This is a genomic window from Hephaestia caeni, assembly GCF_003550065.1.
GTDB classification, from domain to species: domain Bacteria; phylum Pseudomonadota; class Alphaproteobacteria; order Sphingomonadales; family Sphingomonadaceae; genus Sphingomonas; species Sphingomonas caeni_A.
This window is the reverse complement of record NZ_QXDC01000002.1, coordinates 1,645,438-1,660,108: the sequence shown is the minus strand read 5'-3', so window position 1 is coordinate 1,660,108 and position 14,671 is coordinate 1,645,438. Positions and strand designations below refer to the sequence as shown.

At 66.5% G+C, this 14,671-nt stretch carries 11 protein-coding genes; 8 read left to right on the top strand and 3 right to left on the bottom strand.

Annotated features, from left to right (window positions below; all coding sequences use genetic code 11):
- Nucleotides 1–144: 144 nt before the first annotated feature.
- The 3 genes from DFR49_RS07680 (at nt 145) to DFR49_RS07670 (ending at nt 4,596) form a co-directional block, all read left to right on the top strand.
- The gene (locus DFR49_RS07680; RefSeq protein ID WP_119035021.1) at nt 145–1,587 is read left to right on the top strand and encodes an EAL domain-containing protein; all 1,443 of its coding nucleotides are present in this window, start codon (nt 145–147) and stop codon (nt 1,585–1,587) included.
- A gap of 46 nt (nt 1,588–1,633) precedes the next feature.
- On the top strand, nt 1,634–4,138 hold the full coding sequence (locus DFR49_RS07675; protein WP_170150956.1) for a tetratricopeptide repeat-containing sensor histidine kinase: 2,505 nt from the start codon (nt 1,634–1,636) through the stop codon (nt 4,136–4,138).
- Between the two features lie 65 nt (nt 4,139–4,203).
- Nucleotides 4,204–4,596: a response regulator gene (locus DFR49_RS07670; protein ID WP_119035019.1), complete on the top strand. Its 393-nt coding sequence runs from the start codon at nt 4,204–4,206 to the stop codon at nt 4,594–4,596.
- A gap of 224 nt (nt 4,597–4,820) precedes the next feature.
- Here the strand turns inward: DFR49_RS07670 and DFR49_RS07665 are convergent, their stop codons facing one another.
- Complete coding sequence (locus tag DFR49_RS07665) at nt 4,821–5,375, bottom strand: HdeD family acid-resistance protein (RefSeq protein ID WP_119035018.1); 555 nt, start codon at nt 5,373–5,375, stop codon at nt 4,821–4,823.
- 114 nt (nt 5,376–5,489) lie between these two features.
- Here DFR49_RS07665 and dnaE point away from each other — a divergent pair, with 114 nt between their 5' ends.
- Nucleotides 5,490–9,095 carry a DNA polymerase III subunit alpha gene (dnaE, locus tag DFR49_RS07660; protein ID WP_119035017.1) on the top strand — a complete coding sequence of 1,202 codons (3,606 nt, stop codon included), beginning with the start codon at nt 5,490–5,492 and terminating at the stop codon, nt 9,093–9,095.
- A 32-nt stretch (nt 9,096–9,127) separates the two neighbouring features.
- On the top strand, nt 9,128–10,723 hold the full coding sequence (locus DFR49_RS07655; RefSeq protein WP_119035016.1) for a long-chain fatty acid--CoA ligase: 1,596 nt from the start codon (nt 9,128–9,130) through the stop codon (nt 10,721–10,723).
- Between the two features lie 474 nt (nt 10,724–11,197).
- Here the strand turns inward: DFR49_RS07655 and thpR are convergent, their stop codons facing one another.
- Nucleotides 11,198–11,740, bottom strand: coding sequence for an RNA 2',3'-cyclic phosphodiesterase (gene thpR / locus DFR49_RS07650; RefSeq protein WP_119035015.1), 543 nt, complete (start codon nt 11,738–11,740; stop codon nt 11,198–11,200).
- 118 nt (nt 11,741–11,858) lie between these two features.
- Between thpR and DFR49_RS07645 the strand changes: the two genes are divergently transcribed.
- The 3 genes from DFR49_RS07645 to DFR49_RS07635 all read left to right on the top strand — a co-directional run bounded on the left by DFR49_RS07645 (nt 11,859) and on the right by DFR49_RS07635 (nt 13,802).
- Complete coding sequence (locus DFR49_RS07645; RefSeq protein WP_119035014.1) at nt 11,859–12,605, top strand: Bax inhibitor-1/YccA family protein; 747 nt, start codon at nt 11,859–11,861, stop codon at nt 12,603–12,605.
- 122 nt (nt 12,606–12,727) lie between these two features.
- Nucleotides 12,728–13,027: a hypothetical protein gene (locus DFR49_RS07640; RefSeq protein ID WP_119035013.1), complete on the top strand. Its 300-nt coding sequence runs from the start codon at nt 12,728–12,730 to the stop codon at nt 13,025–13,027.
- 223 nt (nt 13,028–13,250) lie between these two features.
- On the top strand, nt 13,251–13,802 hold the full coding sequence (locus DFR49_RS07635; protein ID WP_119035012.1) for a hypothetical protein: 552 nt from the start codon (nt 13,251–13,253) through the stop codon (nt 13,800–13,802).
- A 7-nt stretch (nt 13,803–13,809) separates the two neighbouring features.
- Here DFR49_RS07635 and DFR49_RS07630 read toward each other — a convergent pair whose 3' ends face one another.
- On the bottom strand, nt 13,810–14,571 hold the full coding sequence (locus tag DFR49_RS07630; protein WP_119035011.1) for an NUDIX hydrolase: 762 nt from the start codon (nt 14,569–14,571) through the stop codon (nt 13,810–13,812).
- Between the last annotated feature and the right edge of the window lie 100 nt (nt 14,572–14,671).

Genomic DNA, 14,671 nt, shown 5'->3' with positions numbered 1-14,671 from the left:
GAGCGTTAGGAATTATTACCTGAATCTTAAGGATAAAGCAATCGATCCGCCGTGTCGCGGGCATCCCCGGACGGGGGTTCGTTTTTCGGGTGGTCATTTTTGCGGTTAAAGGTTCCTTCAGGGGTGTGCCGCTAGGCCCGCAGGATGATCCGCTCGCACGCCCGCGAATCGACCATCGCCGGAACGGCGCATCGCAAACACGCTTTGCTGGCGTCGGCGGCCCCGACGCCGGTGGAGCTGGAAGCCGCGACCGCGCACGCCGGGCACGCACCACGTCCTCGTTATTCGGGCATCTGCCTGTCGCCGTCGCGCGGTGCGGTGCGGGACAAGGCGATCGATCTGCCGTTCGTGGGCTGGCGGCTGCTGTGCCTTGGGGAGATCACCAATTTTGCCGCCATCCGCCGGCTGGTGGGCGCCCCGCGCGCCGATCATCTGATCGACGATCTCGTCGCGCGGGTCGCGATCCGCATCGACGGAGCGCACGCCGTGCCGGTCGGCAGAACGTTGATGGAAGTCACGGTCGACGTCTGCGGGCTCGCCGAGGCGGAAGCCGTTCTTGCGGACCTGGCCGCGGCGTTCGAGGTGCCGGTCGTCGTCGACGGCGAGCCGCATCGCATCGATCTGCTGTGGGGCGCGGCGATGGGGCAGGTGCGCCATCTCGAAGAGACGCGCCTGATCGAGGAAGCCGAAGAGGCGATCGCGGTGGCGCGCGCGGAGCAGCGCACGGTGCTGCGCGATCTGTCGCGGGGCACGCCGGCGTTCGACCGGCTGACGCTGACCCGCGATTTCAAGGATGCGCTCGCGCGTGGCGAGATGTTCCTGCAATATCAGCCCAAGCTGCATTTGCGCCGCCAGCAGGTCGCGGGCGCCGAGGCACTGGTGCGCTGGCAGCACCCGACCCGTGGGTTGATCCTGCCCGGCGATTTCATCGAAGTGGCGGAGGAAGCGCGCGAGATCGGGCCGCTGACGCTGTGGACGCTGCGGCAGGTGATCGAGGACCAGCAGCGGTTGGCGCGCCACGGGCACGATATCGTGCTGTCGATCAACATTTCTGGCCAGTTGCTCGCCGATACCGCGTTCGTCGAGGAAGCGTGCCAATTGGTGTCCGAATCGGGCGCCAGGATCGGCTTCGAGATCACCGAAACCTCGGTCATCCGCGATCCCGATACCGCGATCGGCCATTTGCGCCGCTTCGCCGAGATCGGCATCCCGATCGCGATCGACGATTATGGCGCGGGGCTGTCGTCGCTTGCCTATCTCAAGCAATTGCCTGCGCGCGAGTTGAAGATCGACAAGATGTTCGTGCTGCAACTCACCAGCAGCAACCGCGATCCGCTGATCGTGCGCTCGACGATCGATCTCGCGCACGCGCTCGAGATGGAGGTGACCGCCGAAGGGGTCGAATCGCAGGCGGCGCTGGCGCTGCTGTCGGTGATGGGGTGCGACATCGCGCAAGGGTTCCTGATCAGCCGGCCGATTTGCTTCGATGCGCTGCGCCAGTTCCTCGACGGCGGCAACGATCCCGAGCGGCTGGTCGATCCGCGCGATACTTTCGTCCGCCCGGCGAGCTTCTGGAAGCGGGCCTGACGGGCGCTTTAGCGAGGTCTTAACGCCCCTGTGCGACGATGGCGCCATGATCGGCGCGTCTTTACGGGCATTGCTCGCACTTTTCGCAATATTGACGGCAACGGTCGTGATCGCGCCCGCTTATGCCGAGCGGGTCGCCGCGCCGTCGCGGCCCGACCCCGCGGGTGCCGCCGTGGAGACGCTGATCGCCTCGGCAAAGGGAGAGATGCTCGCCAATCCCGAGCAGGCTGCCGTGCAGGCACTGGCGGCCGAAAAGCGCATCCGCAGCGATCCTGCCGTTCCCGATCGGGCGATCGCGCTTGCGACGGCGCAATGGTTGCAGGGGGAGGCCTATGTCCGCCTCAACGAGATCGATCGCGCCAGGCCGTTGATCGATCGCGCCTGGGGCACCGTCAGCAAGCGCGCGCCCTCGTCCAAGCTCGCCGGTGACATCATGCTGTCGCGCGGCGGCGTGCATTCGGCGATTCCAGACGTGGCGGCGGCGCTTGCCGACTATCACAAGGCGTTCGAAATCTATCGTGCGATCGACGATCGCCGCGCGGAAGCGGTCGCGCTGCTCCAGATCGCCTCGCTCTATGTCCAGGCAAGCGATCATGCCACCGCGCTGCGCTATTACGATCAGGTTCTCGACATCTATCAGGGCGATCCCAACCTGCTGCTCGCGCTCTACAACAGCCGGGGGAACGCGCTGAAGCAGATGGAGCGGGGCGCCGACGCGCTGGTCCAGTTCCAGCAGGCGCTGGCACTCGCCGAGAAGATGGGCAGCCGGTCGCAGCAGGGGCGCATTCTGCGCAACATGGCGCGCACCGAGATCGAACTTGGCGATCTGAATGCGGCCGCGCGCGCGATCGATCGCGGGCTGGCGCTGGCGGGTTCCGACGGCGACACCACCGCACGCGCGCAATTCCTGGGCATTTCGGCGACGCTCGCGCAGCGGCAGGGCCATGTCGAGCGCGCGCGGCGGCTGATCGACCGGGCGCTCGCCGATGTCGATATCGACACCTCGACGCTCGCCTATCGCGACCTTCATGAGACCGCGTACCAGATCTACAAGGCGAGCGGCGACGAGCAGGAGGCGCTCGAACATCTCGAAGCGCTCAAGCGGCTCGACGACCAGACCGCGCAACTCGCGGCCTCGACCAACACCGCGCTGATGGCGGCGCGGTTCGATTATACCAACCAGAACCTGAGGATCGCGCAGCTCAAGGCCGAGGAGCTTCGCCGCAGCGTGAAATACGAGCGCGAAAGCGCGCGCTTTCAGCGGATCATCTTCGTCGGCGTCGCGGTGGCGACGCTGATCCTGGTGACCTTGCTCACCATCGGCCTGTTCACAATCCGCCGGAGCCGCAACCAGGTGCGCGCGGCCAATGTCGACCTCGGCGCATCGAATACCGCGCTTGCCAAGGCGCTCGCGGCGAAAACCGAATTCCTGGCGACGACCAGCCACGAGATCCGCACCCCGCTCAACGGCATCCTCGGCATGACCCAGGTAATGCTTGCCGATCGTCGGCTTGCCGCCGAGACGCGCGACCGGATCGAAATCGTCCACGGCGCCGGGATCACGATGCGCGCGCTGGTCGACGATATCCTCGATGTCGCCAAGATCGAGACCGGCAATATGACGATCGAGCACGCCGAGATGGATGTGCGTGCGGAACTGCGCGATGTCGCGCGGATGTGGGAGGAGCAGGCGCGCGCGAAGGGGATCGATTTCGTGATCGATCTGAACGATTGCCCGGTGCGCGTGATGGGTGATGCCGCGCGGCTGCGCCAGATCGTGTTCAATCTGCTCGCCAACGCGCTCAAATTCACCGCCCGGGGCCGGATCACTCTCGCCGCGCGCGCCACGGATGGCGATGCCGGGCGCCGCACGCTGATCAGCGTCGGCGATACCGGGATCGGGATCGAGGCCGACAAGCTCGATACGATCTTCGAATCGTTCCACCAGGCCGATACGTCGACCACGCGGCGCTTCGGCGGCACCGGGCTGGGGCTGGCGATTTGCCGCAGCCTCGCGCGCGCGATGGACGGCGACGTCCGGGTCGAGAGCGTGCCCGGCGAGGGATCGACCTTCACGGTCGATCTGCCGCTGGTCGAGGCGGAGGGCGATACGGCCGAGGCGCAGTCCGACGCCGACGATCGCGGCTTGCTGATCGTCGAGCGCAACCCGATCACGCGCAGCATGATGCGCGCCTTGTTCGAACCGTGCGTGCCGTGGATCGAGGTCGCGGGCTCGATCGCCGATGCCGAGCGGTTGCTCGCGACGCGCCCGATCGGCCTCGCGATCGTCGATGACGATACCGCCGCAGAGGCCGGTCCGCTGGCGACGGTGATGGCCGGTTTCAACGCCACCGCGATGTCGTATCGCACCAAGACGGTGCTGCTCTGGCGTGCTAGCGATGCACAGGATATGGCGGTCGGCGAGATTGGTGTTGATACAATCATTGACAAGCCGATCGCCGGAACCGCACTGCGCGATCGGCTGTTTCCCATATCGGGGCGGCATGAAACAGAATTTCGTGACGGGGCTGTTGTATCCCACGCGGCATGAGAAGATAACCTCGCAGGAATGAGTTCAGTACCGAAACAACCCGCCCGTACCTTGGACGGACGCGCGTGAACGTCCTCTTCATCGAAGATGACGCGATGAACCGTCGCGTCGTCAAGGACATGCTCGACGTGGCCGGTGCCGCGATGGTCGGTGCCGAGGATGCCGAACAGGGCCTCGCGCTGGTCGAACAACAGGATTTCGACGTCGCGCTCGTCGATCTGCGGATGCCGGGCATGGACGGGCTGAGCGCGATTCGCCACATCCGGGCGCGCGGAGACGCCAAGGCGGCGATGCCGATCATCGTCGTCACCGCCGATACCGCCCACGATCTGCGCGCGCGCTGCCTGGAGGCGGGCGCGGATGAGGTGCTGTTCAAGCCGGTCGCGATGGATTCGCTGTTCGACGCGATCGGCCGGCTGATGGCGCGCGGCGCACCCGACGGCGGCGTGATCGGCTGAGCGGGGTGAAATTTGCTCCGCTGACATGGAGGCCACCCCGGCCCGCTTCCCAAACCCGTTCGTCCCCGGACTTGATCCGGGGTTGTCGAAGCACCGTCCTCCGCGCCGCAAGCGATCAGCGGGCCCATCGCAGAACGGCCCCCTTCGACTGCCTGCTAAGGCAGGCGCTCAGGACAGGCTTCGACAAGCTCAGGGCGAACGGATCAAGGTAAAGTCATCGCACTCTAAAATACCTGCGCGCCCTTGCGGTGGGCGAGCGCGCGGGTGACCTCGGCGACGCCGGCGAACAGGAAGCTCAGCCCCAGGATATAGCCCGGCAAGGTCATCGACGACCATGAGATCGTCGCCAGCACCAGCAGCGCGAGCAACAGGTTGAGGATGCCGAGCGCGATCATCCAGCCGCGATGCACCGGCGAGTGGATCGCCCAGGCGAGTTCGAGCAGGCCGCGCAAGCCCAGCCAGAAGACGACGAGCAAGGTGAGCGACAGCGCCCCTGTCATCGGCTCGAACGCCATGATCGCGCCGATGATCACCGAGACGGCGCCGAAGGCGATCGCATAGCCGCGCCCCTCGCGGATGCCGCCGAAAATCCCGGCGCCGATCGAGACGAGCCCCGTCGCGATGAAGAACGCGCCGATGATCAAGGTCGCGGCGATCGTTGCGGAGAAGGGCCAGACGAACGCCGCCACGCCGAGGATCAACGAGAGGATGCCGTAGGCGAGCAGCCAGCCCCAGCCGGCGCCCATCGGCGGCGCGTCGTGTGTCATCGTGTCGTCCATCGATCGTCCCCTCCCTGTTACGACGCCAACGACGCGGATCATCCACAGGTTCCACGGGGGGCGGGTGGCCGAACACGGTTCCCCGAATCGGCATCAGCCTGCATAGTGCCGGCCATGCCCCATTCCGCCTTCGTCCCGCTTCGCATCTTTTCGTCCTATACGATGCTCGACGGGGCGATCGAGCCGAAGCAGATCGCCAAGCGCGCGCAGGAAATGGGTTTCCCGGCGGCCGCGCTGACCGATCGCAACGGGCTCTATGCGGCGATGGCGTTTTCCGACGCGTGCAAGGCGTCGGGGGTTCAGCCGATCATCGGCACGATGCTGGGCGTGTGCCGGCCCGACATGCCCGAGGGCGTCGAGGCGCCGCTCGACTGGCTCGCGCTCTACGCGCAGGACAAGACCGGATACGACAATCTCTGCGCGCTCGTCAGCCGCGCGCATCTCGACCGGCCGATCGAGCAGCCCGCGCATGTGTCGTTCGACGACCTGCAAGGGCACACCCAAGGGCTGATCGCGCTCACCGCGGGTCGGGAAGGTGCGCTTGCCCGCCTGTTCGCCGAGGAACAGCACGATCGCGCGCTGGCCTATGCCGATCGGTTGCAGGCGTTGTTCGGCGACCGGCTCTATGTCGAGCTGACCCGCCGGCTCGATGAGATCGAAGGCCGCGCCGAGCCGCTGCTGCTCGATCTCGCCTATGATCGCGGCCTGCCGCTGGTCGCGACCAATCCATGCTGTTTCGCCGACAAGGATTTCAGCGAGGCGCATGATGCGCTGCTGTGCATCGCCAGTTCGAGTTACGTCGCGAGCGACGATCGGCCTCGGTCCTCGCCCGATGCGTGGATGAAGCCCGCGCGTGAGATGCGCGAGCTGTTCGCCGATCTGCCCGAGGCGATCGCCAATACGATGGTCGTTGCGCAACGCTGCGCGGTGGCGGCGCCCCGGCGCAAACCGATCCTGCCGAGCCTCGCGGGCGATCGCGAGGGCGAGGCGGCCAAGTTGCGCGAGGATGCGCGCGCCGGGCTCGAGATGCGGCTCGCCAAGATCGAGGCGCTCGCGGGCCAGCCGCTCACGCCCGAGGAACGTGAGGCCTATTTCACGCGCCTGGAATTCGAGGTCGGGATCATCATTCAGATGGGCTTTCCCGGCTATTTCCTGATCGTTGCCGATTTCATCAAATGGGCGAAGGATCACGATATTCCGGTGGGGCCGGGGCGTGGCTCCGGCGCGGGGTCGGTGGTTGCCTGGTCGCTCACGATCACCGATCTCGATCCCTTGAAGCTCGGGCTGCTGTTCGAGCGCTTCCTCAACCCCGAGCGCGTGTCGATGCCCGATTTCGACATCGATTTCTGCGAAACCCGGCGTGGCGAGGTGATCCGCTACGTCCAGGAGAAATACGGCCGCGATCAGGTCGCGCAGATCATCACCTTCGGAAAGCTGAAGGCGCGCGCGGTGCTCAAGGATACCGGCCGCGTGCTTCAGATGAGCTACGGCCAGGTCGATCGGCTCGCCAAACTGGTCCCCAATCTACCCGCGGATCCGTGGACACTCGAACGCGCGCTCAACGGGGTGAGCGAACTGGCGGCCGAATATAAGGGCGACGAAGGCGTCCGGCACCTGCTCGATCTCGCGATGAAGCTCGAAGGCCTGCCGCGCCACAGCTCGACCCATGCCGCGGGCGTCGTCATCGGCGATCGCCCGCTGAGCGAGCTGGTGCCGCTCTATCGCGATCCGCGGTCGGACATGCCGGTGACGCAGTTCGACATGAAATATGTCGAGGGCGCGGGGCTGGTGAAGTTCGACTTCCTCGGGCTCAAGACGCTGTCGGTGCTCAAGATGGCGGTCGAGCTGCTTGCCAAACGCGGGATCGCTGTCGATCTCGAAGCGCTGTCGTGGGACGATCCCAAGGTGTTCGCGCTGCTCCAGCGCGGCGATACGGTGGGGGTGTTCCAGGTCGAATCGGAAGGGATGCGCCGTACGCTCTCGGCGGTGAAGCCGACGGTGTTCGAGGATATCATCGCGCTCAACGCGCTCTATCGGCCGGGGCCGATGGACAATATCCCGATGTTCGGCCGCCGCAAGAACGGCCATGAGGAGATCGAATACCCGCACCCGCTGCTCGAAGGCATCCTCAAGGAAACCTACGGCATCTTCGTCTATCAGGAACAGGTGATGCAGGCCGCGCAGATCCTGGCGGGCTATTCGCTCGGCGGCGCCGATCTGCTGCGCCGCGCGATGGGCAAGAAGATCAAGGCCGAGATGGACGCGCAGCGCGCGATCTTCGTCGAAGGGTGCGCGAAAACCAACGATATTCCCGAGGCCAAGGCCAACGAATTGTTCGATTTGATCGACAAGTTCGCCGGTTACGGTTTCAACAAGTCGCACGCCGCCGCCTACGCGCTGCTCACCTACCAGACGGCGTGGCTCAAGGCGCATCACGCGCCCGAATTCTACGCCGCGTCGATGAGCTTCGACATGGCGCTGACCGACAAATTGAGCGTGTTCGTGGACGATATGCGGCGCCTCGGCGTCGCCTGCCTCGCCCCCGATCTCAACGCGAGCGAGGCGGATTTTTCGGTGGAGGCGACCACTGCTTCAAGCCCCTCTCCTTCAGGGGAGGGGTTGGGGAGGGGGAGTGCCGCAGGCGATGCGCTCGGTGAGACATCCCCCACCCCCAACCCCTCCCCTGAAGGGGAGGGGCAAACATTTACCGTCCGCTACGCCCTCGCCGCGCTCAAGGGCGTGGGCGAGCGGGCGATGGAGGAACTCGTCGCCGAACGCCGCGCGGGCGGCCCGTTCACCTCGCTCAGCGATCTCGCGCGGCGCGTCGACCCAAGGCTGCTCAACAAACGCCAGCTCGAAACGCTGGCGGCGGGCGGGGCGTTCGATTCGATCGATCCCAACCGGCCGGGCATCGCCGCGGTCGCCGAGACGGTGCTCGCCACCGCTGCGCGGCTCCACGAACAGCGCGCAAGCGGGCAGGGCGGCCTGTTCGGCGGCGAAGGCGCGGTCGCGGAAGCCGAGATCAGGCCGCTGGCCACCGCGCGCTGGACGCTGGCCGAGCGGATGGAGCAGGAGAAGGAGGCGTTCGGCTTCTACTTCTCGGCGCATCCGGTCGATCGGCACCGGCTGCTCGCCAAAATGCACGGCGCGCGCAATTATGCCGCGCTGGGCGAATTGCCGATCGCCGAGGGGCAGCGCACCGGCGCGACGATGGCGGCGCTGGTCGAGGACGCGCGCTGGCGCACCTCGGCGCGCGGCCGGCGCTATCTGATGGCGACGCTGTCCGACGCGACCGGGCAGTTCATCGCGACCTGTTTCGACGATGCGGTCGCCGCCGATCTGGAGGCGGCGGCGAAGAGCGGCGGCTGCGGCCTGCTGACGGTCGAACTCGATCGCCGCGCAGGTGAAGAAACCCCGCGCGTGACGGTGAAGCGCCTCCAGCCGTTCGCCAGCCTGGCGACGACGGCGCGGATGACGATCGAGTGCGTGATCGATGACCCGGCGGTGATCCGCCAGCTTGCCGAGTTGGTGGCGGGTGCTCGCGGTGGGCGCGGCGAAATCCGGGTACGCACCTCGCTGCCCGGCGGCGGATCGGCCACCGTGCTGCTCGGCCGCGATTTCCTGCTCGATACGGAACTTGCGGGCGACCTCGAAGCAATGCACGGTATCGCGGCGCTGGTGTTCAAGACCTCCGAAGCGAGGCTTGCGCTGGCGGGCTGACCCCTCGCCGTCGAGGGGCGGGAGGGGAGGATATGCTGGGAGCCATGCAGGATTTCGAGCTGCGCGTGCCGCGTCTGCTCGATCATGCCGCGCGCGAACATGCGCATCGCGAAATCGTGACGCGCTGGGCCGATGGACGCGAAAGCCGGACCGATTGGGCCGGGATCGCGTCCGATGCAAGGAAGCTCGCGCAAGCGCTTGAAAGGCTGGGGTGCAAGCCCGGCGACCGGATCGCGACGCTGGCGATGAACCACGGCCATCACCTCGCCGCCTGGTATGGGGCGATCGGCATGGGCGGGATCATCCACACGATCAATCCGCGGCTGTTCGACGATCAGCTCGCCTATATCGCCAACCATGCCGAGGATCGCGTGCTGCTCTACGATCGCGCCTTCCAGCCGATCGTCGACCGGCTGCGCGCGCGCTGGACCTCGATCGAACATTATATCGTCATGGATGATGACGGCGCCGCCGGCTTCCGCGCGCTCGTCGATGCCGAGGACGGCGATTACGCCTGGGTCGAGGGCGACGAACGCGATCCGTGCATGCTCTGCTACACCAGCGGCACCACGGGCAATCCCAAGGGCGTGCTCTATTCGCACCGATCGTCGGTGCTCCACGCGCTCGCCGAGATCCAGCCCGCGGTGTTCGATCTCGATACCCGATCGGTGGTACTGCCCGTGGTGCCGATGTTCCACGCCGCCGCCTGGGGGCTGCCCTTTGCCGGCGCGGTAGTGGGCGTGAAGTTCGTGTTCTCGGCGGTCAACGACGCGCAGGTGCTGTGCGACCTTATGAATGACGAGAAGGTTACGCATTCGGCGGGCGTGCCGACGGTGTGGATGGCGATGTTCCAGCATATCGATGCCACCGGCCGCGCGCCGGCGCATCTCGATCTGGTGACGATCGGCGGATCGGCCGCGCCGCGTGCAATGATCGAACGGCTGATGCGGATGGGCGTGCGCGTCAACCATGCCTGGGGAATGACCGAGACGTCGCCGATCGGCACGATGGGCGCGCGCAGCCCCGATTGGGACGATCTCTCGTTCGAACAGCAGCTCGATCAGGTGTCGAAACAGGGACGGGTGCCGTTCGGGGTCGAATTGCGCATCGTCGACGACGCGGGCGTCGTGCTGCCCCGCGACGGCGTGAGCGCGGGCCGGCTGGAGGTGCGCGGGCCGTGGGTCGTCAAACGCTATTTCCAGGACGACAGCGGCGATTGCCTCGACGATGAAGGCTGGTTCGACACCGGCGACGTCGCCGTGCTGCATCCCGACGGCACGATGCAGATCACCGATCGATCGAAGGACGTGATCAAATCGGGCGGCGAATGGATCAGTTCGGTCGAGCTTGAAAATGTCGCGGTCGGGTGTCCCGGCGTCGCCGAGGCCGCGGCGATCGGCATCGCACATCCCAAATGGGACGAACGGCCGCTGCTGGTCGTCGTCCGCGCCAAGGGCAGCGAGGTGACGGCCGCGCAGATCCGCGAGCATCTGGCCGCGCGCGTCGCCAAATGGTGGTTGCCGGACGAGATCGTCTTCGTCGACGATCTGCCGCATACGGCGACGGGAAAGCTGCTCAAGACCGCGCTGCGCGCGCAGTTCAAGGACTATAGCCTGCCTGTGGCGTGAGGCAGCAATGCGCGCTGTCCTACAGACGGATGTTCTGCTATCGTTCCTGTCTGCTCGTGCTCACGCGCGATGGTGCGCACCGCTCTCCCGGTTCGATGAGAGGACGATGACGTTAACGTTGATCCGTTCGCCCTGAGCTTGTCGAAGCCTGTCCTGAGCGCCTGCCTTAGCAGGCAGTCGAAGGGGGCCGTTCTGCGATAGGCCCGGTGGTCGCTTGCGGTGCTTCGACAACCCCGGTCAAGTCCGGGAACGAACGGGTCTGGAACACGGATGGATCGATGTAAGGTGTCAGGCTCCGGGTGAGCGTTTTGGCCTAACCTTCGCCTAACCTTTGGCTGCTTTTTTGCGCGCTGCGGCACCGGCCTGCTCCCCCACCCGGCCACCCAACGCTAGTATCCTATGGGTGGCCGGGTGGGGGAGCGGGCCGGTGCCGCAACCGGAAATCGCCCCTTCCACGATTTCTCAAACAGCCTCTCAACCCAGCGGCCAGCGCGCCACGGCGGTGTAGCGGGCACCTTCCTGGCCCAGCCGGCTTTCGAACAGCGTCAGGTGGGTGAGGGTGAACGACGGGCTCGCGAGCCCGGCGCGATCGGCGAGGAAACGCTCGACCTCGTGCTCGCTGCCGCTGGCGCGCGGCAGGCGGGCAAGCGTGATGTGGGGCAGATAGGCGCGGCGTTCGGGCTCGAGCCCCAGCCGGACGAGCGCGCGATCGACCTTGGCGTGAAGTGCGGCAAGCGCATCGCCGGGCGCAACACCCGCCCACATCGCGTCGGTGCGCCCGCGCTTCTCGAAGCGGCCGACGCCGGCGATCGCGGCGGTGATCGGCGGCGCATGGACGCTGCCCAGCGCGGCGGCCACGTCCTCGGCGATCGGGCGATCGACCTCGCCGATGAAGCGCAAGGTCAGGTGAAGCTGCTCGTCGTCCTGCCACCGCGCTGCGCGCACGCCGCCCACCGCCGCGAGTAGCACGGCACGAATCTCGGGAGGCGGTCGGAGGCCGACGAAGAGGCGGTGCATGGCGTATCGAAGCATAGGTCGGGTGGATTTCGACACAACCGGTTTTGCTTGAAAAGCGGCGGCCGACCGACGATATTCGGCTTATCCGGCATTAATGCCGGGCAAAGGAGTTTTACGAATGGCAAACTGGTCCGACCCCCGGCAGAGCGCCGCGCCCTACCGGACGGCCGCCGGTATCCAGACCGAAGCGTATGACGCGGGCCTGCGTTCGTACATGCTGTCGGTCTATAACTACATGACCTCGGGCGTGCTGCTGACGGGCATCGTCGCGATGCTGTTCGCCCGCGGTGGCGTGGATTCGCCGGCCGCGAATATCATCATGAGCGGCGGGCCGCTGGCTTGGGTCATCATGCTCGCGCCGCTCGGCTTCGTGTTCGCGATGAGCTTCGGCCAGGCGCGCATGAAGACGAGCACCTTGCAGCTCATGTTCTGGGGCTTCGCGGTCTTCATGGGCCTGTCGCTCTCGACCGTGTTCCTTCAGTATTCGGGCACCTCGATCGCGCAGGCGTTCTTCGCCACCGCCGCGGCGTTCGCCGGGCTGAGCCTCTATGGTTACACGACCAAGAAGGATCTGTCCGCGATGGGGACCTTCCTCATCATGGGCGTGGTCGGCCTGATCGTCGCCATGCTCGTCAACCTGTTCCTCCAATCGAGCGCACTCGATCTGGTGGTGAGCTTCATCGGCGTGCTGCTGTTTGCGGGCCTGACGGCGTATGACACGCAGCGCACCAAGAGCATGTACGCGCAGGTCGCCGGTACCGAGTTGGAAGGCCGTGTCGTCATCATGGCGGCGCTGAGCCTGTACCTCGACTTCATCAATATGTTCCTGTTCCTCCTGCGCCTGTTCGGCAGCAATCGCGGCTGATCCGGCTTGGGAATACATCGGGAAAGGCCCGGCAGGCGACTGCCGGGCCTTTTTCATGCGTGCAGCCCCGAGGAACGCCGGTGGGTGTCGCTCGTTCTTCTTCGACAACCAGGAGAGCAGTGATGAGCGACGATACGACCGGCAAGAAGGCGACGAGCGGCAAGGCGGGAACGCGCGCCGATCCCGATGCGGCCGCGAACGCTCGCCACGGGCGCGAGCGCGACGCCGGGCAGGACGAATCGATCGCCCGCCGCCTCGAACGCAATCCCGAGAGCAAGGAGGCGCGGCTCGATACCGCGCTCGACCAGTCGATGGATGCCTCCGATCCGCCGTCCTCGACGCAGCCGGTCCACCGGCACGAGCCGGCGCCGTCGTCGGGCTACGACGAGGAGGCCGAGCGCAAGCGCGCCAAGGGCAAATGACTCTGTCGCCGCGCCGGCGCGATGGGGCGGCCGGCACGGCTTGTTGCGTCGGGGCCGCAGCGATCCGCAAATCCCGGCTTCGATCCACCGTTCATCGCAACGCTTGTTGCCATGCCCCGGCTTCTGTGATTCCTTCCTGAATATCGGCCGACGCGTGCGTTAAGGGCCACGTTAACCATGAACGCGCATACTCTGCCGGTATCTGATCGGGCGGGGTGACGCTATGGGATCACGGATGAAGCAGGCCAGAGGCGCGATGGCGCTGGCCGAAATGAAAGAGTTCGCGAGCTTCAGCGCGGCGACGCAGCGTTATGTGCGGCGCGCGCTCGACATCGGGCTCGATCGCGAGGACGCGCTGGCACGCTGGTCGCGCGACGTCGTCGAGGCGGCAAGCATCCGGGCGCAGGCGCGGCTCTACGATCGTCTACCCGAACTGCGCGTGATGATCCCCGACGACAGCGGCCTCGATGCGGTCGAACCGTTCATGGCGCCGCTGGTGACGGTAAGCGCGTTCGATCTGGGGCAGGGGCGCCTGACGAGCTTTTCGGCCTATCGCTTCCTTTACGAGCGCCTGTTGGGCGCCGATGCGCGGCCGTGGCTGCCCGCGGCGTTCTGCGCGGCGGCGGCGTTGCCGCATCTCCACCCCGATCTGCGACGCGTCCTGCTCCAGTCGATCAGCGAGGCAGCCGCAACTGCATCGGGATGGTCGACGCGCGAACCCGCGTTCTTCCCGAGCTGGGTCGAAAAGATCGATACCGCGCCGCTCGCCAACTAGAGCGTGATCATCCGCGCATCGCGCTCGCCAGCGGTTCGGCGGTGACCGGATAGCCGAGATCGTCGGGAATGCAGAGATGCGGGTCGCCATCGCGTGTCTCGGTCCACGGCGCGACGGTGCGGACCGGGAAAGCGCGTGCATTCGCCACCGCATCGCCGAAGCTCGCAAACCCGGCCAGCCGCTCGAGATTCCGGCGCGTGGGGAAGATCGCGCGCGCGGCGCCGGCGGCGACATCGTCGAGCATGTCGGCGGCGCCACGCCAAAAGGCGCGAACATTTTCGGTCGCATCGACGACAGGATCGGGGGCGCCGTCGGGCAGGCGCGCCACATAGAAGCGCGTATCGAAGATCCGGACGTGCGCGAGGCGCGGGCACCAGCGCGCGAAGGGAATGAGCGCCTCGGGATCGAGCGCTAGCCCCTCGTCGGCGAGCAGATCGGCGAAGGAACCGTGCGCGTTCAGGCCCGAACGCAGCCGGTCGAGCGCATCGGGATCGGGCAGCCGATCGAGGCCGACCGCGATCCCCGCCTCCTCGATAGTCTCGCGAACCGCCGCGATGCGCGCGGCCATGTCGTCCGCGTCGCCGCCGAGCGCGTGCGCGAGGTCACGGTCGCCCGGATCGACGCGCCCGCCGGGAAAGACGATCGCGCCGGCAGCGAACGCCATCGTGCGGGCGCGCTCGACGAACAGCAGATCGGGCGGTGCGGCGCCGGTCTCGCGAAACAGCACCAGCGTGGCGGCGGGGATCGGATCGGGCAACGGATCGGCCATGCCGGTGATGTAGGCGGTGGCACGGATGATTGATACCCGGCGATGTCAATACTGACTGACTCATCTGTCAGTATTGACATCGCCGGCGCGATGGTGCGAC